Origin of the sequence: Mucilaginibacter daejeonensis (genome assembly GCF_020783335.1) — a bacterium.
Lineage (GTDB): Bacteria > Bacteroidota > Bacteroidia > Sphingobacteriales > Sphingobacteriaceae > Mucilaginibacter > Mucilaginibacter daejeonensis.
In genome coordinates this window covers 1,634,080-1,659,233 of sequence record NZ_CP086068.1, presented here as the reverse complement: position 1 = coordinate 1,659,233, position 25,154 = coordinate 1,634,080, and the positions used below count along the sequence as shown (strand labels likewise).

Genomic DNA, 25,154 nt, shown 5'->3' with positions numbered 1-25,154 from the left:
AGGTAAGCTTTTTCCGCGTTTCTTCCGCGGGGCGATCGTCATTAAAATGTTATTGTTACGGCACCGTTAAGGCTACATAAAGTTGGCCACAACATCAGGGAATAAGCCCAAAAGCAACACCACAACGGTAAGCACCACGATCAACGTAAGCAGTTTGCGTGAGGTGGCAGGGTGCACCACATTGGCATCGTCGGGCCGTTTCAGGAAAAGGTACAATGGCACTTTGATGTAGTAGAACAACGACACCACCGTAGTGACCGCACCCGTGATCAGCAACGCCAGCATGAACGGCGAATGCGCCTGCTCATAAACGTTGTACACCGCCGAGAACACCAGCACCTTGGCATTAAAGCCGGCAGATACCGGGATACCGGTCAATGACACCAGCAACACCACGAAGCAAACCGAAGCGATGGGATATTTGCTGCCCAGTCCTTTAAGATCATCAAGCGTGTGCGCGTTGCGTGCGTTGGCAAAGTAACTGGCTAAGGCGAGTACACCAAGATTGGCCACCGCATAAGCGCCCAGGTAAAAGTTCAGGGCTTTTGCTCCCTGCGCATTGAAGGTAAGGATGGCCATCAACGCAAAACCAGTATGACCAATGCTCGAATAAGCGAGCATGCGTTTAATGTTGGTTTGCCATATGGCCGCAAAATTACCCGCGATCATGGTCACCACACCGGCAACGGCCAGTATAGCGCTGATATCGCCACCCAATTGGCCGGCAGCAAAAGGCCGAACCAACGCCGCAAGCAAACCAAAGCCCGCGATCTTAGGCAGCGTTGATAAATAGGCCGTGACCGGAGTACTGGCTCCTTGATACACGTCGGGTACCCAAAAATGCATGGGCACGAATGACAGTTTAAAGCCGATGCCTGCCAGCACCAGCAGCATGGCCAGCATCACTGCGGCAGGATGTGCCAGCATGAGTTGTTGCGCCATTTGCGGACCTGCAAAGCTGAGCGTACCGCTCAACCCATATAACAGCGATATACCATACAGCATAACTGCCGATGCCGCCATACCGAACAATACATATTTGAGCCCGGCCTCAGCGCTTTGACCGTTACCGGTACGATAAGCCACCAATAGGTATGAGGCTATTGAAACCATCTCTACCGACAGGAACACCACCAGCAGCGTACCCGACATCACCATCAGGTGCAGCCCAAGTACCGATGCAACAATGATACTGTAGGCATCGCCCAACCCCTTTTTATGAGCTTTCAGGTCATCATCCCAGGTAAAGTATAATAGAAGGATAAAAGCGGCAACATCGATGGTCATTTTGAGCACGATAGTGCCGTGGTCCAATATGAGGCTGCCGGCAAATAGCATTTCGGTACGGTCATCAAGCAAGATATACTGACCCCAGTTGGCCACCATGACCAGTAAGATGCCTGCACAAGCCAGTGTACGGCTTCCGTTCACGCCGTTCTTACGGTAGATCAGGTCAATGGCCAACACCATCAGGAACAGTCCCGTCAGGCAAAGCTCGGGCTTGAACAGCGGCAGGCTTTGCATCACATCACTTAACAGTGCCGATATGTATGGCCATTGCTGCATGTTAACGGGCAATATGTTTAGTGAACTCGATAAAGGCCAGCACAGAGGTATTGATCTTACCCAGTACCAATGATGGCATGATGCCTAACACCAAAGCCAGTATTGCTAACGGGAACAAAGCGATCTTCTCGCGAATGTTGAGTGTGCTTAACGAAGCCCTCCAGGCGTCGCCACCTTTGAGCAGTTCCTTACCGAAGAACATGCGCTGCAGCGTCCATAAAAAGTAGGCCGCGCTCAGTAGTATACCTACCGAACCGCAAACCGCCATCCACTTAGGCAATACCGATGAACTGAACGCGCCGGTGAGCGAAAACGCCTCGGCCACAAAAGCTGAAAAGCCAGGCAGACCAAGCGACGCAAAGAACGCGATCATCACGTAAGTGGTATAAGTTGGGTTCACCGTAGCCAGGCCACGGAAATGATAGATATCGCGATCGTGCACACGCTCGTAGATCACCCCTACCAGGAAGAACAACATGGATGAAAGGAAACCGTGACTGATCATTTGCAGCATGGCACCGCTGATACCTTCGGCCGTTTGGGAAGCCAGCCCCAAAAGCACGAAGCCCATGTGGGAGATGGACGAATAAGCGATCAAACGTTTAAGGTCGCGCTGGGCAAGTGCATTAAGTGCACCATACAAAATGGATATCACACCCAACAGACCAAGCCACCAGGACGCATTCATGGCCACCTCAGGGAAGATGCCTATACAGATACGGATGATGCCATAACCACCGATCTTGAGCAGTACACCCGCCAGTATGATCGATACCGGTGTAGGCGCCTCAACGTGCGCATCAGGCAGCCAGGTGTGCAACGGCACTACCGGCACTTTGATGGCGAAGGCAATGAACAATACCACGAAGCCTAAGGTACGTGCCGGTACCCCGAACAAGGTGTGCTCGCTCAATACCGCAAATATCGACCCCGGCCGGTAGTTGGCCGGATCCATCATTTTAATGATATTGAAGGTATGGCTACCGGTGGCAGGGTCAGTTACCGATAGGTAAAGGCCCACCATGATGAGCAGCATAAATACCGAGCCGAACAGCGTATACAGGAAGAATTTGATGGCCGCATATTCGCGCCTTACGCCACCCCACATCCCGATCAGGAAGTATAGTGGTAGCAGCATCAGTTCATAAAAAAGGTAGAACAAAAAGAAGTCGAGCGCACTGAACACCCCGGCAACGGCCATATCCAACAGCAGGAACAGGGCAAAATAGCCTTTTACGTTGTGGGTGATGTTCCATGAGGCCAGCACGGCGATCACCATCACCACGGCACTCATTACTAACAACATCACCGACAGGCCATCGATACCGACAAAGTAATCGATCTGCATGCGCCCGGCATTGCCCAATTCAAGCTGTATCCAGGGCACTTTTTGCATGAACTGGAACTGCTCCTCGTGTGCCACGCCGCCAAAGTTAGCCCCGGTATTAAAGTTGAGGTACATATACACGCTCAGCGCCAACTGCACCAGTGTAGCCACCAGTGTAAGGTACTTGAAGCTTTGTTTAAGGCTGGCCGGTAAGGCTAGTATGAGCAAGCCAAATAACGCGGGGATGAATATGAATAGGGTGAGTATGTTCATTTCAGGGTTCAGATCAGTAATTTAAATACCAGTACGGCTAACACCACGGCCAGCATACTGAACAGGTAATATTGCACACGTCCGTTTTGGAAGCTGCGCACCGAGCCGCCGATCACGCGTACGGTCCAGGCGGTCAAATGTAAAACACCATCAACAATGTAGCGGTCGGTCCAGGCGGCCAGGCCGGCAAGCGACCGGGTGAGCGCCTGCAGCTTGTCAATGCCCCCATCTATCACTTGTTTATCGAAAGCGAACAACGTACGGCTCAGCCACAACACCCCTCCTACTACAGCTTTTCTGTAAAAAGTATCGATATACCATTGGTTGTAGGATAACCTGAACCAAAGGCTATTTTGAGTAAATACCAGTTTACGCTGCTGGATGTATACCGCATATGCCCAATACGCCACGAACACGCACAGGATATTGATCAGCACCGGAATGATCGTATGGTAATTGTTAGCACGCGCCATCATTTGCGATGGACTGAAGCCCTCGAAAAGCCAGGCATGCTCATAAACCAATGGGTTGAATGAGAACAGCGGAAACAAGCTGCAAATGCTCAGGAAGATGAGCGGTATGCTGAAGACAAAGCCTCCATCGCCGATATGCAAATGTATATCGGGCAGTATCTCTTTCAGCCTGAACTCGCCAAAGAATACCTTAAAGATCAGCCTGGCCACATAAAATGCGGTCAGGCAACTGGTCAGCATGATACTCACCGGAATGATCATATATACGCCGGGCTTATTCTCGGCCCACTCAAAGACCTGTATTAATATACCGTCTTTAGACAGATAACCCGACGTAAGCGGTAGACCTACCAGTGCCAAACAACCCACCAGTGTGGCAATAAAGGTGATAGGCATCTTTTTACGCAGGCCGCCCATGTATAGGATGTTCTGTGGGTCGATATCTAACTGGTGCTCATCCTTAATGTGCTGCACCTCGTGAATGATCACTCCCGCGCACAGGAACAGCAAACACTTGAAAAACGCATGCGTGGCCAAGTGGAACAGGCTTGACGCATAGGCATTGATGCCCATGGCCGCGATCATGTATCCCAGCTGTGATATGGTAGAGTACGCCAGGATGCGTTTCAGATCATTTTGAGTGAGGGCTATAGTGGCCGCCAGTAAGGCCGTGAACGAGCCGATGATGGCCAATGTGTTCAGCTCGTAGATATTGAACAAGGGGTATACCCTGCCCAGCAGGAATACGCCAGCGGCCACCATCGTAGCTGCGTGAATCAGTGCCGATACCGAGGTGGGCCCTTCCATAGCATCGGGCAGCCAGGTGTGCAGCGGGAACTGGGCCGATTTGGCCGCCACCGCCAACAGTATACCTACAAAGGCCACGTATTGCCATACCTGCGGCAGGCTACCCACAGGAGATACCCAAAAGCCATGATCGATGATCGCGAACCTGACCAAACCCTTTTCGCCAAACAGCCTGACCAGATCAAAAGTGTGAAACTGTGCGAACAGAATGATGATGGCCGTGAGCAAACCGATATCACCTATACGGTTCATGATGAAGGCCTTCTTATTAGCCTGCACGGCACTATCCTTAGTGAACCAAAAGCCGATCAAGAGGTAAGATGAAAAGCCCACAAGTTCCCAAAAGGCGTAGAACAGCAGCGTACTATCTACCAATACCAGCGCCATCATGCTAAAGCAAAAGAAACTGAGGTAGGTAAAGTAGCGGTTCTGCTCGGCAGATTTGATGTAACCGGTGGAGTAAATATGTACCGGCAAAGCGATCACCGTGACCAGCAGCAGCATGAACACCGAAAGGTTGTTGAGCAATACGCCCGCATACACCGGCGTACTGCCGACCATGAACCACAGTTGCTGCTCTTGCAGTTGCTTAAAGTTCCATACCCGTCCGAATACAATAGCTGCCAATACCGCACTCAATAATATGGCAACAGCCGATATCCAACCCGACACACGGCCGCTTTTGGCAGGCAACAGCAGGTTGATCAGTGCGGCCACCAACGGCAAACCCACGGCTGCCAACGCATAACCGATCGTTTGAGAGTCGATATGTGAAAGTGCAGCGGTCAATTTTGGGTGATAATGGTTACGGTTGGTACTACGTCAGATGGCTTGAAGCTCACCTCCTTGATATTCTCTATAGGCGTATCAAAAAGCTTTCGCCCATCTCTCGACATTTCGCCGTTGATCATTAAAATGATATTCTTCTCAGGATGTTCCTTTACGTATTGGCTGTATGGTGCGGATAGCTTGCTTAACCTTTCGTGATTCAAGCGTTTAACGTAGCGTTTAAGGTAGATCTTGACGGTTCCGGGGGCTTTTGCTGCATCGCCATTAGCACTTGCATCTTTGATCACATCCATCCAGGCGATATCATTGGGATCGAGCTGCTTCATTGAGCTCAGATCTTTCTGCAACGTATCGTTGATGAATAGCAACGGCTCTTTCTTTGTTTCGATCACTTGTGATCCTTGATCAGGCATACTTGCTTTGGTCGTGATCTCAACAAGTCCGTCCTTAGCTTTATCACCAAATACCTTGACCGCGTCCTCCCCTTTCATAAAGGTGATCTGGATGGCCTCGTCAGTATCGATGTCATCTAATGAGCCTTTGTATTCCTTGTCATCGATCTTCACCAATGGCCTTTTCCCTTTTTCAAGGGAAATGATCTGTGATAGGGTCTGCTTCTTTTTCTTATGAGAGAGCTGATCCAGTACGTTGACACTTTTAGACAGCAACGTATCAGTGACCCCACCTTTAACAGGAATACCTTGTGCATGCGTGATAACACTGATCAATATGAATATGCTGGTCAACAAAGCTCTCATCTTATCGGTCCTTTAACTGATCGATCTTACCCGGATCGATGGTACGGTAACGGCGGTAAACGTTCAACACAATGGCCAATGCCACGGCAGTAGAGGCAGCTGCCAGCACGATAGCGAACAAGGCAAATGTCTGGCCACCATTGTTCATCTTATCAAAACGGCCAAAGGCCACCAGGTTCAATATAGCAGCGTTCAGCATCAGTTCGATGCCGATCAATATCTGTATGGCGTTGCGCTTGCTCAGGATAATGAATAACCCAATGCAGAACAATGCGGCACTTAGTACCAGGTAATGAGTAAGTGTGATCACGATGTAGCGCCCTCCTCCTTGCGTGATAAGTGTGCAGCGCCCACCAAAGCCATCAGCAACAATACTGATACCGCCTCGAAAGGTAGCAAGTAACGAGTCATGAGGGTAACGCCTAAATTGTTGATCACCACCGTTGTGGGCGCGAAGGTGTCGCCTGTCCTCACCGCGTTAGCGATCCACGGCAAACCATCCACATCGGCTTTGAAGTATATGTTGACCAATACGATCAAGAACAAAGCTGAAAGCAGCAGTGCAGGCACTTTGCTCAGGTTGATGAGTTTATTCTCCTGTCCCTCCACACCGGCCAGCGACTCCCGCCCCGACAGCATGAACGCGAACAGGATCAGCACCAATATGCCACCCACATACACCACTACTTGCGTAACGGCCACAAAGTCGGCCAGGCAAAGCACATAGATCCCCGCCAGCGCGAACAGCGTAATGAAGAACATGAACACCGAGCGCACCAGGTTTTTGCTGGCGGCCACATATAGCCCCGAGCAAATGGCGATCACTGCCATTAAATAGAACATAACGGTGATCAGGTTCATGACGTAGCGCCTCCCTCCTTTGCCTTCATGGCGGCTTGCTTGGCCGCCAGCTTTTGGGCTTGCGCTTGCTCGTATTCAGCTTTCTTTTCGGCCACCAGTTCGGGGCTCATGTCAGAGAAGCTGTAGGTAAGGTCGCCCAGTTGGTATACGCTGCGGTCGTACTCGTTGGTCATGGTAATGCACTCGGTTGGGCAAACCACCGTACAAAGTCCGCAATACAGGCACTTGGCCATATCGATATCGAACTTCTCGGCATATAGCATCTTCTTCGAACCGTCAGACGTTTGGCCGTAAGACTGTGTGGCCTTGATCGAGGTAATGTCGATGCAATCCACCGGACATATCTTGGCGCAAAGGTCACACACGATGCAATCGTCGATAACCACATCTAACTGATAACGGCCCACTTCGGGTATGGGCAGCTTTTGCTTGGGATATTGGATCGTGTTAGTACCTATTTCCAACTCTTTAAAGTAGTTGGGCGCTTGCACCGGCTGCACCTTACGTTCAGAATTACCGGTGAAAAGATGGCGCAGCGTTAGACCCAGCCCTTTAATGGCTGTTACAAAAGCTTTATATGTGTTGGTCACTAACACTAATGTTCACTTATTCGGATCGATCGACCTGCGCCTACCGTTCTAACATTCTTAATTTCTACATCCGATACCGAAACTCGATATCAGAATACTATCACATTACCCATAGCCGCCATACGCCTGATATCACCATGCATAAAAAGGCCAGTGGTGTTAGCACTTTCCAGCACAGGTTCATCAGCTGGTCCACACGCAGGCGGGGCAGCGTCCAACGGATCCACATCTGTACACCTACTAACAGTAGGGTCTTGATGAAGGTCCAGGCTATGCCCCACACCAGACCGGTGGTCCAGTCGGCCAGCTTAACGCTGCCGATATTGGGCAACGGCGAGTTCCAGGCACCAAGGAACAGCACTACGGCGATCATGGACACCAGGAACATCATCGAGTACTCGGCCAGGAACACGAAAGCGAACTTCATTCCCGTAAATTCGGTATGAAAGCCCGCTACCAATTCCGACTCCGCCTCGGGTATATCAAACGGCGCACGGTTACTCTCGGCCAGTGATGCGATAAAGTAGATCACAAAGGCCACGATCAGATGCGGCGCCTTAAAAACGTTCCAGCTTAACAAGCCGCCAATGTGGGTCACATCCCATACGCCCAGGAACTTGACCTTCTCGGCCGATAGTGTCCCTTGCTGTATGGCGATCTGTTGCAGGTCAAGCGTTTGGCTCACCATCACCACGGCAATGATCGCGAAACCGGCCGGTATCTCATACGAGATGATCTGCGCGGCCGAACGCATGGCACCTAAGATAGAATATTTGTTGTTGGATCCCCAACCCGCCATGAGTATGCCCAGCGTCTCGATCGCCAAAATAGCGAACACATAGTATAAGCCAAGGTTAGTATCGGAGGGGATGACCTCCGGCGCCCAGGGCAGGCAGGCAAAACCCATATACACCGATACAAAGATGATGATGGGTGCCAGCACGAACAATACCTTATCGGCCGCGGCGGGGATGATGGATTCTTTTTGGAGCAACTTTAGTGCATCGGCCAGCGTTTGCAACAGGCCGAACTTACCCGTTTCGGTAGGTCCAAGGCGGTCTTGTATAAAGGCTGAGACCTTGCGCTCGGCATATACCCCGAACAAGGCGAACAGCCCCGCGAATGCGAACAGCCCCACGGCCACCAAGATATAAACGATGTAAAAGTTCAAGACGGATACACTTTCGTTGAGCGTGCAAACTTAGCTATTTCTACGCACAATGATGAACGCTCTATTTAGAATAATTCTTTTATCCAGTAAGTAAGTGGGCAATGCGCTTTTGAGGACGGAGGTGTGAGGTGTGAGCACTGAGGGAGGAGGACGATTATAATCTTTGGCGTACAATTTTGTCCTCTCAGTTCCCTCGCCACGGTCCTCACACCTCAGCACTCACACCTCACATCTGCCCGATGAACTCGAACTCCACTTCTTCGGAGATGAACATGGAGGCATGTTGGTCAAGGTCTGTGGTGTCGTCGGTGGTGGTGCAAAAGCGGCGGGTGCCCTGGCGGGTGATCTGCTGATCGATCTCGGGGTGGCGCTGCAGGTAGTCGGTCAGGCTTTTGGCCACGATGTCGCCCTGGGCCACTACCTTGACCCCCTCAGGCAAGTGCGCTTCTATCTTGTGCTGCAACAGCGGGTAATGGGTGCAGGCCAGCAATATGGTATCTATCTGATCGGATCGTTGCAGCAACTCATCCAAATATAGTTTCACGTAATGGTCGGCGCCGGGCTTATCGTACTCCCCGCTTTCGATCAGCGGCACCCATAACGGGCAGGCTTGCTGATGCACAGAGATCTCAGGAAAGAACTTCTTTATCTCCAGCAGATAAGAACCTGATGCAACGGTGCCCTGCGTACCCAGTACGCCTATGTTGCCGGTGTGCGTATACTCACCGATCACCTCGGCCGTAGGGCGTATCACACCCAATACCCGGCGGTCAGGATGCGTTACCGGGAGGTCCTTTTGTTGGATGGTGCGCAACGCCTTGGCCGATGCCGTATTGCAAGCCAGTATCACCAGCGGGCAGCCTTGTGCCAGCAGCCATTGCACACACTCCCAGGTATATTGGTGTATGGTATTGAACGAGCGGTTACCGTAAGGGGCCCGACTGTTATCGCCCAGGTACAACAGGTCATGACCGGGCAGCTGCCCTGCAATAGACCTGAACACGGTCAATCCTCCTATTCCTGAATCAAATATCCCTATCGGCCGCGTGTTATGCATGGCTCAAAAATAAAAAAAGCGAGGGCATATGCTCCTCGCTTTTTTGTGTAATGACCTTTCGGTTATTATTTGATACCTAATTTCAGTTTAACAGCTGGCATCAGATCATCACCTGCAGGTGATACGATCATACCGGTAGAACCTGAATCGAATACGTAAGTGTAACCTTTTTCTTTAGCTACGGTGTTGATGGCAGCTTTTGCCTGATCGCTCAGTGGTTTGAACAGCTCAGCGCTTTTAGCCTGAACTTGTTGTTGTGCACTGTTCTGGAACTCTTGTATACGTTTGTTGATGTCGTTCAATTCGTTCTCAGTAGCTGTACGGGTCGCATCGGTCATGGTCTTGCTGTTGGTCTCGTAAGCTTTAGCTTTGGTTTGCAGTTCGGTCTGCATTGACTGCAACTGATCCATAAAGGTCTTTTGGTAGTTCTGCAGCTGGGTCTGTATAGGCTTCAGGCCTGGCATCGACTCAATAACGCTGTTGAAATCAACGTAAGCGATCTTGGTCTGTGCTTTAGCAAAATTAGCCGTCACCAACATTATACCTGCAACTAAAGCAACTGTAAATAACTTTTTCATTCTTCTTGTTGTTCTGTGTTTAATCGTGTGCTATTTTAATGATTTTAAACTTATCTGGCAAAAGTTCCTGGTTTTAATCCAAGGCGGGTGATCACGGCGTCGCTTTTGTTGTAACGTGGGTTAGCGTATAACATCATCACCTCGCTGTTCTTGTCAAATATCATGTCCAGGTTCTCGCTCTCGGCTACGGCCTGTACAGCTTTAGACACTCTATCCTGAATTGGTTTAACCAGCAAACCGCTACGTTTTGATAATTCGCCATCAGGTCCAAATTTCGAACGTTGGAAGTCCTTTGCGGCTTTCTCTTTCTCTACGATCTCGTTCTCACGGCGCTTCTTCATATCAGCGGTCATGAGTACCTGATCGGCCTGGTAAGCTTTGTACAAACGGTCTATCTCCTGAAAGCGGCCGTCAACATCGCGCTGGAACTGCTCCGACAAGGCTGCCAGTTGCTTTTGTGATGAGGCGTACTCCGGTATGTGTTTCAGTATATAATCTGAATCAACATAGGCAAAGCGTTGTGCAAATGCGGTAACACTTATCAGTGTTAAAAAACATGCGATCAATATCTTTTTCATGCTCAAATTGCTCATTAATTGAAACCACCGTTCAGGCTCTGTGCGATCGAGAAGTGGAACTGTCCTTTGTTGGCTCCTGGTATACCCGGGATCTGGTCGAAACCATAACCGTAATCCAGACCAAGGAGGCCAAATATAGGAAGAAATATCCTTGCACCCACACCTACTGAACGACGAATATTGAACGGATTATAATCGCGGAAATTGTTCCAGGTATTACCACCTTCAGCAAATGTTAACAGGAAGATCGTGGCCGACTGGCTGGCGATCACCGGGTAACGCAGCTCCATGGTGAATTTGTTGTATATCGGGCTACCGATGTTGTCATTGGTTTGGCTGTTAGGGTTATAACCTGAACCTACCGGTACTACGGTGAAGTTCTGGTAACCACGCATACCAATGATCTCGCTACCTTGCAGGAACTGGTAAGTTGCCATACCATCACCACCCAGTTTGAAACGCTCGAACGGCGATTGGCCTACCAATTTATTATACGTGCCCAGGAAACCGAAACGGGTTTGCGACATGAGCACCAGTTTACCGGCGATCTTAGTGAACCACTGTGCATCGAACTTCCATTTATGGTACTCCACAAACTTGTAACGCTCGGCCGGAGTAGCGATGCTGTAGTTAGTATTGTTCAGCAACGAGTATGGCGGCGTTACCTGTATGGTGAAACGTATGTTAGAACCACTTGTTGGGAAGATAGGCGCATCTACCGAATTACGGCTGAACTCCTGTGTTAACTTGATGTTGTACGAGGTACCATCAGTAAGAAGGTAGCCCCTGAAGTTATCCAGTTTGTAGTGGTCAAAGTTAAGCGAGTAGTTCAACTGGAAATAGTTATCAGGCCAGTTCAAACGCTTACCCAAAGTAACACCCACACCGTTGATGCGTAAAAAGTTGTAACGCGGGTCAGACTTGGCATAGAACTGACCGGTAGAGCTTAACTGTGTATAAGCCGATAAGCTGAAGTAGATAGGTTTTTTACCACCTAACCAAGGCTCCGAGAAAGTGAACGAGAAGTTCTGGTAATTCTTACCGTTGGCCTGACCACGTAAGCTTAGCTTTTGGCCATCACCTTTAGGCAGTGGTTTGTAAGCTTTACCATTGAACAGATTACGCAACGAGAAGTTGTTGAAGGTTAAACCCAGTGTACCCACCAGCTGGCCACCACCAAAACCACCCGATAACTCGATCTGGTCAGATGGTTTTTCTACCACGTTATACAATATGTCTACGGTACCATCGGTCGGGTTGATGTTGGTCGGTTTTGGCTCGATCTTTTGCTCGTCAAAGTTACCCAGCTGCGTGATCTGGCGTGTACTACGCATGATCAATGATTTGGAGAACTTTTGACCTGGTTTGGTAGCCAGTTCACGAATGATCACGCGATCGTTGGTCACCTCGTTACCTTTTACCATCACACGGTTGATGGTGTATTGTGCACCCTCGTAGATACGGATGTTCACATCAATGGTATCATTGTAAATGCTGGTCTGTACGGCCTCAGAGTTAAAGGTCAGGTATCCATCATCAAGGTAAAGCGTGTTCACGTCGTTACCGTCAGGGCCACCACCGTTCAGGCGTTTGCTCAACTCCTCTTCGCTAAATACATCACCTTTTTTGATACGCAGGATGCGGTTCAATACCTGAGTAGAGTAACGGGCATTACCGGTCCAGGTGATGTTACCAAAGTAATACTTAGGACCTTCGTACACCTTGATCTTTACGTTCACGGTGTTATCATCATGACGCCATACCGAATCGCTCACGATCTCGGCGTCACGGTAACCCTTCGCCTGCATTTTGTCAACAAGCGATTGTTTGTCCTCTTCGTACTGGTCTTGCTTGAATTTTTTAGAACCGAAGATGTTATAGAATTTCTTTTCGCGGGTCTTGGGCAGGAACTTTTTCAGCCTTTTTGAGCTGAAGGCCTGGTTACCTTCAAATATCACCTCATTGATCTTGACCTTCTTCTTTTTATCGATGGCCACGTTCAGGATCACACTGTTTGAGTCAGCCGGGTCACGTTGTTGCTTCATGGTCACCGTAGCGTTCATGTAGCCTTTCTCGTTGAAGTGCTTTTTGATGATCGCTGTGGTAGTGCTCAGCAAGTTCTCGTTGACGATCTTGCCGGTCTTATCATTCAATTTCTTTTGTACGTCCTCTATCTCCCCCTTGCGTATACCGCTTAAACGCATACGTGATAAACGTGGGCGCTCGGTCACGTTCAGATCCAAGTAAACGGTGTCCATGTGGATCTTGGTGATGTAAAGTTTCACATCATCGAACAAACCCTGCGACCACATATTCTTCAACACGTTGGCCGATGCCTCACCCGGCAGGTTGATCCTATCCCCTTTGTTGATCTTGGCGATCTGGATCAGCACGTCCTTATCCAGGTACTTGGTTCCTGAAACGGTGATATCGCCTATGATATAATCTTTAGGGTTTAGGTAACTCAAACTATCAGCAGGGATAGCCGACCGCATTGTGCGCTGGCCGCCACCACCTGGTATCTGGGCCATCGTTGCCGTGCTTATCAGAGAAAAAAGAATAGCAAAAAAGAGTTTATTCATCCGAATATTTTGTGCCGCTAAAGTAATTTAAACGTTTGTTAAAATTTGTTAAAAGAAAAATTAGTTCACCTGTTCACTGGTCATACCGAAGCGGCGTTCGCGGTGCTGATAGTCGTAAATGGCCTCAAAAAGGTCGTCGCGCCTAAAGTCGGGCCACAGTTTGTTGGTGAAATACAGCTCGGCATAAGCGATCTGCCAAAGCAGGTAATTGCTGATGCGGTGCTCGCCACTGGTGCGGATCAGCAGCTCAGGATCGGGCATGTTATGCGTATATAAGTTCTGGGCAAAAAGCTCTTCGGTAATGTCGGCCGGATCAAGTTCGCCGGCTTTCACTTTAAGTGCGATGTTGCGGGTGGCCTGTACCATCTCGCGGCGCGAGCTGTAGCTCAGGGCCAGCGTAAGCACCAAGCCTGTATTTCCTGATGTACGCTCGATAGCGCCTTTCAACTCCTTATTACATTTACCCGGCAGCATATCCAGGTCACCAATGGCGTTCAATCTCACGTTGTTCTCCATCAGTTTTTTGATCTCCTTATTAATGGTGCTGATCAGCAGCTCCATAATGGCGGTCACCTCAAAGCTGGGGCGGTTCCAATTTTCAGAGGAGAAGGTATATAAGGTAAGATACTTCACGCCGATCTCGCCGGCGCCCTCTACCACGTCACGTACCGATAGCACACCGTTATGATGCCCAAATACGCGCAGCTTGCCTTTGCCCTTTGCCCAACGGCCGTTACCATCCATGATAATGGCCACATGCTCAGGCAGCCGTGTAAGATCGATCTTATCTTTATACCCCATAACTTAGTTACTTACAGCCCTTGGTAATAAATGGTGCGACGCTTAATGCGTACACCTTGCCTGATGTTGGCCGCGGCACATCGCTGTTTCGGCGGCCTGTGTCATGCCCAAAAAAGGGCATACCAAAAGGGCCTTAGGCCAGCCAATAACTTGCCTAAAGTCAATTTTTTCAGGGTACAAAGGTAAAACTATCCTTGAATCTTTTTAGTATGTGGAAACAAAAAGAAATAGCGTTTGTATTGACGCTGTTGATGTTGCATGATCATGCAGCCTTCATTGGCCCATTATAAAACAAAAGCAGCCCGGCATTACCGGGCTGCTTTTGTTCATCACTACACGTTGTAGCGATCAGTAGATCGATCGCTTTTTAAGCAGGTCAATATCCTGGTCGGTGATATCGGTCACGGCGTAGCGGGTGTTCTGGGTGATGTTCAGCTCATCGAGCACGTTCACCAGATCGCCATATTTAGAGCGGTCGCTTGGCTTTACCAGTATCACCGCATCTTTGCCAGTGTTGGCATATATGTTTTGCTTGGCCTCTACCAGTGCCTTACGCAAGCTCTCCTTATTATAGGTAAGCACCTGTGGCGTACGTTCCAGACCCTGATACATCAACAATTTGGCGTTGTTACCCAGGCAAAGCGTCACCGAACGGCTATCGGCCACGGCGATCCTGCCATCATCAGACTGGTCGGGCATGGCCAGGTCCATGGCCTTGGGCTTGTTCAGGGTGGTGGTCAGCATAAAGAAGGTGACCAGTAAGAAAGCCAGATCTACCATGGCGGTCAGATCTACCCGTAGGCTCTGAGTTTTGCGTACAGGTTTTTTGCCAGCATTGCCAGCAGGAGTTGCATTGAGCTCAGCCATAATAATAAAGTTTAAAGGTGAATAAATTGGTTGTATGAGTATAACGGACATGCCCGTTGTATTGTTGCAGGAAAAGCACCAACACATTAAATATTTTAATGGGCTATTTAACTGCATACCAGGGTGATGCAGACGACCGTTCACCCTTACTAGAGCTTTTGGAAAAAAGGCGTTCAAAGTGTTTCATCAGTGTAACACTCTCAGCCCGTTTTTGCGCTGTTCAAGCTCAACGAAACCTGTAAATGATCGCGATCTTCCAGAAAAAACAAGAAAGATCAACATTTACCTAAGCTCGTCACTTTAATGACTCTATTGTAACGCTATCTATAAGTACATGAGTTGCCCTTGCACTGCTCTTGCCACGCCGATAAAATATGCTAAATTTGTTGGCAAATGAATGAGCATTTAGACCCTAATGCCGAGCGCCTGAACACCACCGAGCGCGATATAGAAAAGGTTTTGCGTCCGCAGGCTTTTGAGGACTTCACCGGTCAGCATAAGATCTTGGCCAACCTGCGCGTGTTCGTACAGGCGGCCCGTTTACGGGGCGAGGCGCTTGACCACGTATTGCTGCACGGCCCTCCGGGACTAGGCAAGACCACCCTATCACACATCATTGCCAATGAGATGGGTGTGGGCATCAAGATCACCTCGGGGCCGGTGCTGGATAAACCCGGGGATCTGGCCGGTCTGCTCACCAACCTTGAGCCGGGCGATATCTTGTTCATTGATGAGATACACCGACTGAGCCCCCTGGTAGAGGAATACCTTTACTCGGCCATGGAAGATTTTAAGATCGATATCATGCTGGAGAGTGGCCCTAATGCGCGGTCGGTACAATTGTCGCTTAACCCGTTCACGCTGGTGGGTGCTACTACCCGGTCGGGATTGCTGACGGCTCCGTTGAGGGCACGTTTCGGGATCAACTCGAGATTGGAGTATTATGATGCTAAGCTGTTGACCACTATCATATTGCGTTCATCATCCATCCTGCGTACTCCTATCACCGACGAGGGCGCCTATGAGATCGCCCGCCGTAGCCGTGGTACCCCACGTATAGCCAATGCCCTGTTACGCCGTACCCGCGATTTTGCCCAGATCAAAGGCAATGGCGAGATCGATACCCCGATAGCCCAATACGCCTTGAACGCCCTGAACGTTGACGAGCACGGCTTAGATGAGATGGACAATAAGATCCTGCTCACCATCATTGAAAAATTCAAAGGCGGACCGGTAGGCCTAAAGACCATTGCCACCGCGGTTGGCGAGGACGAAGGTACCATCGAAGAGGTATACGAACCTTTCCTGATCCAGGAAGGCTACCTGATGCGTACCTCGCGAGGCCGTGAAGCTACCGAGAACGCTTATAAGCATTTAGGTTTTACCAAGCCGGGTGTTGGGCCGACGCTTTTTTAGATATCTGATAACTTTTAACAATTGTCATCCTGAACGTAGTGAAGGATCTTATACGCCGTTGCCGCTTGCTGGATATAGAGGATGTTTCACTACGTTCAACATGACATATCTGTTATGTATCGATAGAGCCCGCTATTTGATCGCCTTTAAGATCGCCTTGCCCCAGTACTCAGCCAATACCAGATCGCCTTTGTGGTTGGGGTGCAGGTAAAAGGTGCCATCGCCGCCTGTTTCCGGTTTTAGGTCGGTCAGGTAGTTCTGCTTAAAGTAATCGTAAGCCTGCGTATCGCCTTTATATACATGGTGGGGGTTGGCCTTTTTGTAGATGCTCACCAAGGTATCGATCTGCAGCTTATATAGGTTCACGCGGTCTTGCCCCTCCTTCATGTATAAAGAGGTATTGTGCGTGTTGTCGCTGTACCAGATCGGGTAATTGAGCACGATACGCGCACGCGGATAACGCTCCAGCAGGCTATCGGCAATGGTCTTCACATTGGTGCGGTACTGTTGGGGGGCTACCGGCGCTCCTTTAGGACCTTTGATGGCGCTGTCGTTAGTACCGATCATGACCGAGAACACCAGCGTGCTTTGCGCATCGGTATACATCGTATCGGCAGCGGCCTTTACTTTTTTGTACAGATCTGTGCCGGGCAAAAAGTTGTATGTGGTGCGTCCGCTTACGCCACAGTTAGCCACACGCACGCGGCTGAATTTGTCAGTGGCGCGCAGGTACTTGGCAGTATGATCGGGCGGGGTATCGCCTGGTACACGGTTACCCTGGGTGATACTGTCGCCAATGAAAATCAGGTCAAGCTTTGGTTTTTCTTTGGCTATGAACGAGCAAAATACAACTGCAGCCATTAAGGCGATCAAATAAGGTCTTTTCATGGTATATAATAGGTGTCGGTCACTGGTGATATCATCACTTGCAACATGCGATATAGCTAACGATATTGTGACGGGACAAGTTAGTGAACTACGTTATATTTGTCCTACAACATCGCTCAACTTCATGAAAAAACTGTGCTACTTCTTATCACTTCTGCTCAGCACCACCGCATTTGCACAACAGGTGGACCGTGTGACCGACCCGGCCGCCTGGGTTAACCCGCTCATGGGAACCGACTCCAAACCCGACCTCTCCAATGGCAACACCTACCCGGCTATAGGCTTGCCATGGGGCATGAACTACTGGTCGGCGCAAACGGGCACCATGGGTAACGGCTGGATGTACCAGTACGCGGCCGACAAGATCCGCGGCTTTAAACAAACGCACCAGCCTTCGCCATGGATGAACGATTATGGCCAATTTGCCATTATGCCGTTGACCGGCCGCATGCGTTTTACGCAGGATGAACGGGCCAGTTGGTTCAGCCACAAGGCCGAGATAGCAAAACCATACTATTATAGCGTTTACCTCGCCGATCATGATGTGACCACCGAACTGACCACCACCGAGCGTGCGGCCCAGTTCCAATTCACCTTTCCTAAAACGGATAGCTCATACATCGTGATCGATGCGCTCGACCGAGGTTCGTATATCAAGGTATTTCCTAAACAGAATAAGATCATTGGGTACACCACCCGTGCCGCCCGCAGCAAGCCGGTCAACTTCAAAAATTATTTTGTGATCTATACCGATAAGCCTTTTGCGCTGGCCAAGGCTTGGCATGGCAAAACACTGGCCGGTAAGGATTCGCTCGAGCTCACCACTGACCATGCAGGCGCCATCATCGGTTTCAAGACCAATAAAGGCGAAAAGGTACACTTGCGAGTGGCCTCATCGCTCATTAGTTTTGAGCAGGCCGAACTGAACCTGCAGCGCGAGGTAGGTACCGATAGCTTTGCCACCACCGTACAAAAAGCACATACTGCCTGGAACAAGGTGTTAGGTCGCTTAAAGGTAGAAGGCGGCAGCGCCGAGCAGACCCGTACTTTTTATTCCTGCCTGTACCGTACCGTGATGTTCCCGAATAAGCTGTATGAGTTAGATGCGCAGAACAAGGTGGTACACTATAGCCCGTACACCGGCAAGACCATGCCCGGCTATAAATTTGCCGGCACCGGTTTTTGGGACACCTTCCGTGCGCTGTACCCGTTCCTGAACCTGATGTATCCATCTATTAACAAGGAGATGCAGCAGGGCCTGATCAGCGATTACGTAGAAGGCGGATGGCTGCCTGAGTGGAGCAGCCCCGGTTATGCGGACATTATGGTGGGCAACAACTCGGCATCAGTAGTGGCGGAGGCCTATTTGAAAGGCCTGCGCGGGTACGACATCGAGAAACTATACGAGGCGCTGATCCATGGCGCTAACAATGAAGGACCAGTTACAGCCACCGGCCGTTACGGCGTAAAGTATTATAACGATCTGGGCTATGTGCCTTACAATGTCAAGATCAATGAAAGTGCCGCCCGAACATTAGAATATGCTTATGATGATTTTGCCATCTATCAATTGGCCAAGGCCCTGAACAAGCCTAAGGCCGAGGTGGAGTTGTACCGTAAGCGCAGCCAGAACTACCGTAACCTGTTCGATCCGCAAACGGGTCTGATGCGTGGCAAAAACAAGGATGGCAGTTTTCAGTCGCCGTTCAGCCCTTTAAAGTGGGGCGATGCCTTTACCGAGGGCAATAGCTGGCATTACTCATGGTCGGTGTTCCAGGACATTAACGGACTGGCCACTCTGATGGGCGGACGCGAAAAGTTCGCTAACAAGCTGGACTCGGTATTTAGCCTTCCCCCTATTTTTGACGATAGCTATTATGGTGGCGTGATCCACGAGATCCGCGAAATGCAGATCATGAACATGGGCCAGTATGCGCACGGCAATCAGCCCATCCAGCATATGATCTACTTATATAACTACGCCGGCCAACCCTGGAAGACCCAATACTGGGCCCGCGAGGTAATGGACCGTCTGTACAAGGGCACGCCCGATGGTTATTGCGGCGATGAGGATAACGGACAAACATCGGCCTGGTACGTGTTCAGCGCTATGGGCTTTTACCCGGTATGCCCCGCGTCGGATCAATATGTGTTAGGTGCCCCTCTGTTCAAAAAAATGACCCTGAGCCTCGAGAATGGAAAGACCATCGTGATCAATGCTCCGCAAAACAGCGATGCGAACCGTTATGTGAACAGCCTGAATTATAACGGAACTGCTTATGGCAAGAACTGGCTGAGCCACCAAAACTTGCTGAAAGGTGCCGTGATCGATGTGAAGATGCAGGCCACACCCAACAAGCTACGTGGCATTAAACCTGCCGACGAGCCATTTTCTATGTCGACAGCTCAATAGACCAGATAACATTATTCATAAGAAGGCCGGTGATATAGCTTATCACCGGCCTTCTTATTTTCTGGCCATCAAATAAAAATTTTTGCTTGCCGGTTTACAACCAATTATTCTATTTTCGTTGTTCTTACATCCAGCTCATTCTATGTTCAACATTTATTCGTCAGTGGCTGCGGCATGCGCTTTTTGCCTTGTAGCCTGCAACTCCGGCAAAGCCGAAAACAAGGTGGCCGATACTACCGTTACCACCCAAACCACCACCAGTACCACCAGTGAAGTAGCCGCAGCACCTGGCAAAAAAGCCAGCAATGCCGAGATCATGGCCCGCAAGCAGGTGCCTGTACTGTGCTACCACCAGATCCGCGACTGGCGCCCTAAAGATTCAAAAACAGCAAAGGACTATATCGTACCGGTAGCGAGTTTTAAAGAGAAGATCAAAATGCTGGCCGATAGCGGTTATCATACCATACTGCCAGATCAATTGTATGCCTACCTGACCACTGGCGCGGCCTTACCCAGCAAGCCCATCATGCTTACTTTTGATGATACCGACCTTGACCAGTTCACGGTAGCCAACCCGGAGTTAAAGAAGTACGGTTTTAAGGCTGTGTATTTTATCATGACGGTATCCATCGGTAGGCCGCATTACATGAGTAAGGAACAGATCAAACAACTGAGCGACGAGGGCAACGTGATCGGCAGCCATACCTGGGATCACCACAATTTTAAAAAGCTGACCGGTAAGGACTGGGAGATACAATTAGATAAACCAACCAAGAAACTTGAAGAGATCACCGGCAAAAAGATCGAATACTTTGCCTACCCGTTTGGCTTGTGGAACGAGCAGAATCTGCCCGAACTACACAAACGCGGCTTTAAAGCAGCCTTCCAACTGGCCGAGAAGCGTGACGCCAACGATCCGCTCATGACCATCCGCCGTATACTGGACAGTGGTTACTGGAGCGCTAAAACATTGCATAACAGTATCAAGAACAGTTTCTAAGTTTACTGATCGAACTGAACTGTCATGCTGAACTTGTTTCAGCATCTCACGGACAGGTGACACCAATGCTAAGTCAAATGTCAATCCATCCTTGAGATGCCGATACCCATCGACATGACGGAGTGGGATCAGGATTAGAAGGACATGTTTAACGATGATATTTATTCGCACGTCTGTCCACCAGTTCTGAGAGATGCCGATATGCATCGGCATGACATTTTGGGAAGGTGTGGTTCAAACGACAGAACGGTCATGCTGAACTTGTTTCAGCATCCCGCGGACAGGTAACCCACCGTGCTTGTACAAGCGTTCACCTATCCGTGACGGTAGGAATTCTAAGGACAACGACAGGTCGAACGACGCCTGCCAAAGCGTTGACCTATCCGTGAGATGCCGATATTCATCGGCATGACGGGGTGGGAAAGTGTGGTTCAAACAACAGAACGGTCATGCTGAACTTGTTTCAGCATCCCACATGCAAAGTGGTCCGCAGATTCACCTGTCCTGAGAGATGCCGATATCCATCGGCATGACGGTGGGTATTTTAAAATACAAAATAAAAGCGGCCCTTTCGTTACGAAAGGGCCGCTTCTGTTTTAGAGCGCTTCTTCTTTAGGGCCGCCATCTTTGTTGGATGCCTCGTCGTTGTCGCCTGCAGTGTCGGCTTTGTCCTCCTCGTTGGGTGGGCCGGGGATCCCGCTGTCGTTATCAGGTACCACTGTATGTACGCGCTCGTCGTCCTCATTCTTATGCTCAGTTGGCATCTTACCTTTTTCAAGGCCGGTATCGCCACCAACGTTCTCGCCTAATTGGTCTTCTTTTGGATCAGTATTCATAGGTATTATGTTTATTAAGGTAAATGAACTATTCTTCGGCTATCCATTTCACGGCCTCATCAAGCTTATCTAACGAAAAGCCTTTTGCCGTACCAGGTATCAAAAATTTGAATACGTGCGAGGTGAACCACTCCACGCTTTTTTGATCGGTCACCACAGCCACACGCTTCCATTTGGTAAAATGCTTCAGGCCGGCCTTCACATCGTCAAGCCATGCACCGGCAGTAAAATTCTGTACCTCGGTCTCCAGCACCAGCAGGTAATTGATCTCGCCTTGCCGTTTCACCAGGTCATCCAAACGTGGGATCAGCACTTCGTCTATATCGGCCTTGGTCACCTCGCCTATGGCGTGAATGCCTACCACATGGTCAGGTATATCGTTAATAAATTGAAGCATATCTATGTTATTGTTAATGATACAACGCTACGGAGAGGATTAAGTTTGGATGGATCGGTCGCGGGAGGAAGTGTTAGGACCGAGGGCCGTGTTATGAGGGAGGAGGAATGATGTGTGAGTTATGAGTGGCAAGGAACACTACCTTAAAGGGTGACCAGCAAGTTGATCACCTATATTATCCAAAGTACCTTTTCCCTGACCGAGCTCTGGCCTCACACCTCATTCCTCCTCCCTCACTCCTAACCTCCAACAACCCACAACACACGACCCAAACCCCGCAACAAATCCCTTATATTTGTAACTGAAATGGAACAGAACCTGCTCAGATACAGTCAGCTGATCAAGGCGGAGGCCAAGCGCCTCGGGTTCATGTTCTGTGGCATTGCCAAGGCCGATTTTTTGGAGGAAGAGGCCCCACGGCTGGAGAGCTGGCTCAAGCAGGGTAACCATGGCGAGATGCAGTATATGGAGAACCATTTTGATAAACGCCTTGACCCGCGTTTGCTGGTAGATGGTGCCCGTTCGGTCATTTCATTGGCCCTGAACTATTATACCGATCAGCAACAAGTAGACCCTCTGGCCCCCAAAATATCCAAATATGCCTACGGGCTCGATTACCATGACGTGATCAAGGGCAAGCTTAAAGAGTTACTATACTTTATTCAGGAGAACATTGGCGATGTAGGCGGCCGCGCCTTTGTGGATTCGGCCCCGGTGCTGGATAAGGCCTGGGCCAAACGTGCCGGGTTGGGATGGGTGGGCAAGAATGCCAACCTGATCAATAAACAAAGCGGGTCGTTCTTCTTTTTGGCCGAGCTGATCGTGGATGCGGAACTGGCCTATGATATAGAACCCACTAAAGACCATTGTGGCACCTGCACCCGCTGCATAGATGCCTGCCCTACTGATGCCATTGTGGCGCCTTATATCGTTGATGGAAGCCGCTGCATCTCTTATCTCACCATTGAGTTGAAGAATAATATCCCGGAAGAATTCAAAGGGAAGACCGATAACTGGATGTTCGGGTGTGACGTATGTCAGAACGTTTGCCCATGGAACCGCTTCTCGATCGCACATCAGGAACCGGCCTTCGACCCCCACCCTGATCTGCTGGGCATGAGCGAGCGCGACTGGCAGGACATTACTCAAGAGACCTTTCAGGAAGTTTTTCGCCGGTCGGCCGTTAAGCGTACCAAATTTGCGGGGCTGAAAAGGAATATCGAGTTCCTGACCTAAGGCACGCTGAGCGATCGGGTTGATATCATCACTTCCCGCTAAGCTGTTTCACATACCGATCAAGCGTGATCAGATTATGTACGGCAGCGCCCATGGTGTTGTTAAAGTAAACGTATACATCCCTTCCCTCCTGCATCCACTCATTGATGTATCCGGCATATTCATACAAGTGATCATCCTCATAGCTACCCCGGTAACCACCTTCAGGTCCATGGAAACGCAAGTACACCACTTCATCTTCATTATCAAAAGGTGGTGTGGAAGATGCGGGCAGATCGTGTCGTACCATGATGGCATGGTGAGCGGCCAGCATCTCGTAGGTAGTGTCTTGGTACCATGACCGGTTCCTGAACTCTACGGCGATCGCCCAACTGCGGTATGTGTCGTGCATCACCACCTCGCTCAGCAAGGCATTCAGCATCATGGGCGCAAAGGTAACGCTCGGCGGGAACTGGATCAGCAAACAACCCTTATGATCACCGGCATGGCCGATCACGTGCATAAAGCGGGCAAGCTTTTCGGGGTCGAACGGTTGGCCTTTGGTATGGGTGATCTCCTGCCATAACTTAAAGGTAAACCGGAACTCCGGCTCCACCTCGGCACACCACTTTTCGATGGTGCGTGGCATGGGCAGCTTGTAGAAGGTGCTGTTCACCTCTACGCTGTTGAACAGCGAGGCATAATAGGTAAGCTTGGTGCCCTCCTGAAATTCCGGTGGGTAGGCCAGCTTGTTACGCACCGGCACTACCACGTTACTCGTTCCCGAAAAATATTTGCCTTGCCGCTTAGCCCTCATGTATAACATAACGCATCAGCGGTAGCAAAGTTCAGCTTTCTACCTCTATCAGCTCTTTTTGAACTTGTTGGCTAAAGCCTGCAGCATGTCCTCATTTACCGGCTTTGCAGGTTCATCAGGCTTTTTATATGGGCGCTGTTGCTGTTGTTGTGGCGGCTTGTTGTAAGGCTGCTGTTTATTGAAGGGTTTTTGAAAAGGTTTTTTTTCACCCTGCTGATTGCCACCATCGGCCGGGGCAGGTTTGGGCTGAGCCGGGCGCGGCGGACGGGCCTGTATCCAGCGGTCGTATATCTCTTTAAGCTTTTGCTTGGTATAAAGCGGAAAATCGCCCTGCATCATCCAGGCATAGTAGCTGGGCTCCACATCAAATACGTCGGTAACGCGTTTGCCTTTGTGTTTGCCAAAATTAAATACTTCCTCACCAGCCTCATTATACACCATACGGCCTACAAAATCCACAGCACGTTGCATGTTGGTGAACTCGTGCAAGGCGGCCACCTCGTTCTGTACAGGGATGGTCTTATTACCCTTCTTGTCCACAAATTCGGAGTCCTTGTAACGCTCTACCTGGGCAAGCAATACTTCCATGGTGGCGCGGGCATCAGCCTCGGCCGAGTGTGCGTTAACGATGTCCTTTTGGCAATAGAACTGGTAAGCTGCTTTCAGCGTACGCTGTTCCATCTGGTGAAATATGTTTTGTACGTCAACAAAGTGGCGTGCGCTTAGGTCAAATGATACACCTGCTTTCAGGAACTCTTCCATCAGCATCGGTATGTCGAACTTGTTGGAGTTGTAACCGGCCAGGTCGGCATCACCGATAAATTCGGCTATCTCGGTACCTACGGCCGCAAATAACTGCGCGTCTTTTACATGCTCATCATAAAAGCCATGTATAAGCGAGGTCTCGAGTGGGATAGGCATTCCGGGGTTCACTACCCAGGTCTTACTTTGCTCGGTTCCGTCAGGTAACATCTTAATGATCGCGATCTCGATGATCCTGTCTGTGCCGATATTGGCGCCCGTGGCTTCAATATCAAAAAAGGCGAGCGGGCGTTTGAGGTTCAATGTCATTAAAAGCAAAGGTCGTAAAAGCT

The 25,154-nt window shown here is 49.8% G+C and carries 23 protein-coding genes; 4 read left to right on the top strand and 19 right to left on the bottom strand.

The features are described from left to right. Positions 1-72 precede the first annotated feature (72 nt). From LLH06_RS07220 to LLH06_RS07155, 14 genes are all read right to left on the bottom strand, one after another. Entirely contained in the window at positions 73-1,566 is a 1,494-nt protein-coding gene (locus LLH06_RS07220) for an NADH-quinone oxidoreductase subunit N (RefSeq protein ID WP_228172596.1), read from the bottom strand. Position 1,567: 1 nt separating this feature from the next. Beyond that, positions 1,568-3,166 carry a complex I subunit 4 family protein gene (locus LLH06_RS07215; RefSeq protein WP_228172595.1) on the bottom strand — a complete coding sequence of 533 codons (1,599 nt, stop codon included), beginning with the start codon at positions 3,164-3,166 and terminating at the stop codon, positions 1,568-1,570. Positions 3,167-3,174: 8 nt separating this feature from the next. Next, positions 3,175-5,235 (bottom strand): NADH-quinone oxidoreductase subunit 5 family protein, encoded by a 2,061-nt coding sequence (locus LLH06_RS07210; protein WP_228172594.1) that lies wholly within the window; start codon positions 5,233-5,235, stop codon positions 3,175-3,177. Beyond that, entirely contained in the window at positions 5,232-5,993 is a 762-nt protein-coding gene (locus LLH06_RS07205) for a hypothetical protein (RefSeq protein WP_228172593.1), read from the bottom strand. The genes LLH06_RS07210 and LLH06_RS07205 overlap by 4 nt, the downstream gene beginning before the upstream one ends. A gap of 1 nt (position 5,994) precedes the next feature. Beyond that, positions 5,995-6,303 carry an NADH-quinone oxidoreductase subunit NuoK gene (gene nuoK, locus LLH06_RS07200; RefSeq protein ID WP_228172592.1) on the bottom strand — a complete coding sequence of 103 codons (309 nt, stop codon included), beginning with the start codon at positions 6,301-6,303 and terminating at the stop codon, positions 5,995-5,997. Continuing rightward, a complete protein-coding gene (locus LLH06_RS07195; RefSeq protein WP_228172591.1) occupies positions 6,300-6,854 on the bottom strand; it encodes an NADH-quinone oxidoreductase subunit J family protein in 555 nt (184 codons plus the stop codon). The genes nuoK and LLH06_RS07195 overlap by 4 nt, the downstream gene beginning before the upstream one ends. Then, positions 6,851-7,444 carry a NuoI/complex I 23 kDa subunit family protein gene (locus LLH06_RS07190; RefSeq protein WP_317206723.1) on the bottom strand — a complete coding sequence of 198 codons (594 nt, stop codon included), beginning with the start codon at positions 7,442-7,444 and terminating at the stop codon, positions 6,851-6,853. The genes LLH06_RS07195 and LLH06_RS07190 overlap by 4 nt, the downstream gene beginning before the upstream one ends. Positions 7,445-7,544: 100 nt before the next feature. Next, positions 7,545-8,615: an NADH-quinone oxidoreductase subunit NuoH gene (gene nuoH, locus LLH06_RS07185; protein ID WP_228172589.1), complete on the bottom strand. Its 1,071-nt coding sequence runs from the start codon at positions 8,613-8,615 to the stop codon at positions 7,545-7,547. A 226-nt stretch (positions 8,616-8,841) separates the two neighbouring features. Next, positions 8,842-9,672: a glutamate racemase gene (murI, locus tag LLH06_RS07180; RefSeq protein WP_228172588.1), complete on the bottom strand. Its 831-nt coding sequence runs from the start codon at positions 9,670-9,672 to the stop codon at positions 8,842-8,844. A gap of 65 nt (positions 9,673-9,737) precedes the next feature. Continuing rightward, the gene (locus LLH06_RS07175; protein ID WP_228172587.1) at positions 9,738-10,250 is read right to left on the bottom strand and encodes an OmpH family outer membrane protein; all 513 of its coding nucleotides are present in this window, start codon (positions 10,248-10,250) and stop codon (positions 9,738-9,740) included. Between the two features lie 50 nt (positions 10,251-10,300). Further along, positions 10,301-10,828, bottom strand: coding sequence for an OmpH family outer membrane protein (locus tag LLH06_RS07170; protein ID WP_228172586.1), 528 nt, complete (start codon positions 10,826-10,828; stop codon positions 10,301-10,303). Between the two features lie 14 nt (positions 10,829-10,842). Continuing rightward, positions 10,843-13,410: an outer membrane protein assembly factor BamA gene (gene bamA / locus LLH06_RS07165; RefSeq protein WP_228172585.1), complete on the bottom strand. Its 2,568-nt coding sequence runs from the start codon at positions 13,408-13,410 to the stop codon at positions 10,843-10,845. A gap of 60 nt (positions 13,411-13,470) precedes the next feature. Continuing rightward, positions 13,471-14,211, bottom strand: coding sequence for an isoprenyl transferase (locus LLH06_RS07160; protein WP_228172584.1), 741 nt, complete (start codon positions 14,209-14,211; stop codon positions 13,471-13,473). Between the two features lie 348 nt (positions 14,212-14,559). Continuing rightward, positions 14,560-15,078, bottom strand: a complete 519-nt coding sequence (locus LLH06_RS07155; RefSeq protein ID WP_228172583.1) for an ExbD/TolR family protein — start codon at positions 15,076-15,078, stop codon at positions 14,560-14,562. Between the two features lie 393 nt (positions 15,079-15,471). Here LLH06_RS07155 and ruvB point away from each other — a divergent pair, with 393 nt between their 5' ends. Continuing rightward, positions 15,472-16,494 (top strand): Holliday junction branch migration DNA helicase RuvB, encoded by a 1,023-nt coding sequence (gene ruvB, locus LLH06_RS07150; RefSeq protein ID WP_228172582.1) that lies wholly within the window; start codon positions 15,472-15,474, stop codon positions 16,492-16,494. Positions 16,495-16,626: 132 nt separating this feature from the next. Here ruvB and LLH06_RS07145 read toward each other — a convergent pair whose 3' ends face one another. Further along, a complete protein-coding gene (locus LLH06_RS07145) occupies positions 16,627-17,382 on the bottom strand; it encodes a GDSL-type esterase/lipase family protein (RefSeq protein ID WP_228172581.1) in 756 nt (251 codons plus the stop codon). 124 nt (positions 17,383-17,506) lie between these two features. Here LLH06_RS07145 and LLH06_RS07140 point away from each other — a divergent pair, with 124 nt between their 5' ends. Together LLH06_RS07140 and LLH06_RS07135 are read left to right on the top strand one after the other, a co-directional pair. Further along, complete coding sequence (locus tag LLH06_RS07140) at positions 17,507-19,795, top strand: GH92 family glycosyl hydrolase (RefSeq protein WP_228172580.1); 2,289 nt, start codon at positions 17,507-17,509, stop codon at positions 19,793-19,795. A gap of 142 nt (positions 19,796-19,937) precedes the next feature. After that, a complete protein-coding gene (locus tag LLH06_RS07135; RefSeq protein ID WP_228172579.1) occupies positions 19,938-20,795 on the top strand; it encodes a polysaccharide deacetylase family protein in 858 nt (285 codons plus the stop codon). A 596-nt stretch (positions 20,796-21,391) separates the two neighbouring features. Here LLH06_RS07135 and LLH06_RS07130 read toward each other — a convergent pair. Together LLH06_RS07130 and LLH06_RS07125 are read right to left on the bottom strand one after the other, a co-directional pair. Further along, the gene (locus tag LLH06_RS07130; protein ID WP_228172578.1) at positions 21,392-21,631 is read right to left on the bottom strand and encodes a hypothetical protein; all 240 of its coding nucleotides are present in this window, start codon (positions 21,629-21,631) and stop codon (positions 21,392-21,394) included. 28 nt (positions 21,632-21,659) lie between these two features. After that, positions 21,660-22,028, bottom strand: a complete 369-nt coding sequence (locus tag LLH06_RS07125) for a SpoIIAA family protein (RefSeq protein ID WP_228172577.1) — start codon at positions 22,026-22,028, stop codon at positions 21,660-21,662. A 306-nt stretch (positions 22,029-22,334) separates the two neighbouring features. Between LLH06_RS07125 and queG the strand changes: the two genes are divergently transcribed. Further along, positions 22,335-23,264 carry a tRNA epoxyqueuosine(34) reductase QueG gene (gene queG / locus LLH06_RS07120; RefSeq protein ID WP_228172576.1) on the top strand — a complete coding sequence of 310 codons (930 nt, stop codon included), beginning with the start codon at positions 22,335-22,337 and terminating at the stop codon, positions 23,262-23,264. A gap of 28 nt (positions 23,265-23,292) precedes the next feature. On the opposite strand, the gene LLH06_RS07115 is transcribed toward queG, so the two are convergent. Both LLH06_RS07115 and LLH06_RS07110 read right to left on the bottom strand, forming a co-directional pair. Beyond that, entirely contained in the window at positions 23,293-24,069 is a 777-nt protein-coding gene (locus tag LLH06_RS07115) for a DUF72 domain-containing protein (RefSeq protein ID WP_228172575.1), read from the bottom strand. Positions 24,070-24,108: 39 nt separating this feature from the next. Beyond that, positions 24,109-25,131 (bottom strand): 3'-5' exonuclease, encoded by a 1,023-nt coding sequence (locus tag LLH06_RS07110; protein WP_228172574.1) that lies wholly within the window; start codon positions 25,129-25,131, stop codon positions 24,109-24,111. Between the last annotated feature and the right edge of the window lie 23 nt (positions 25,132-25,154).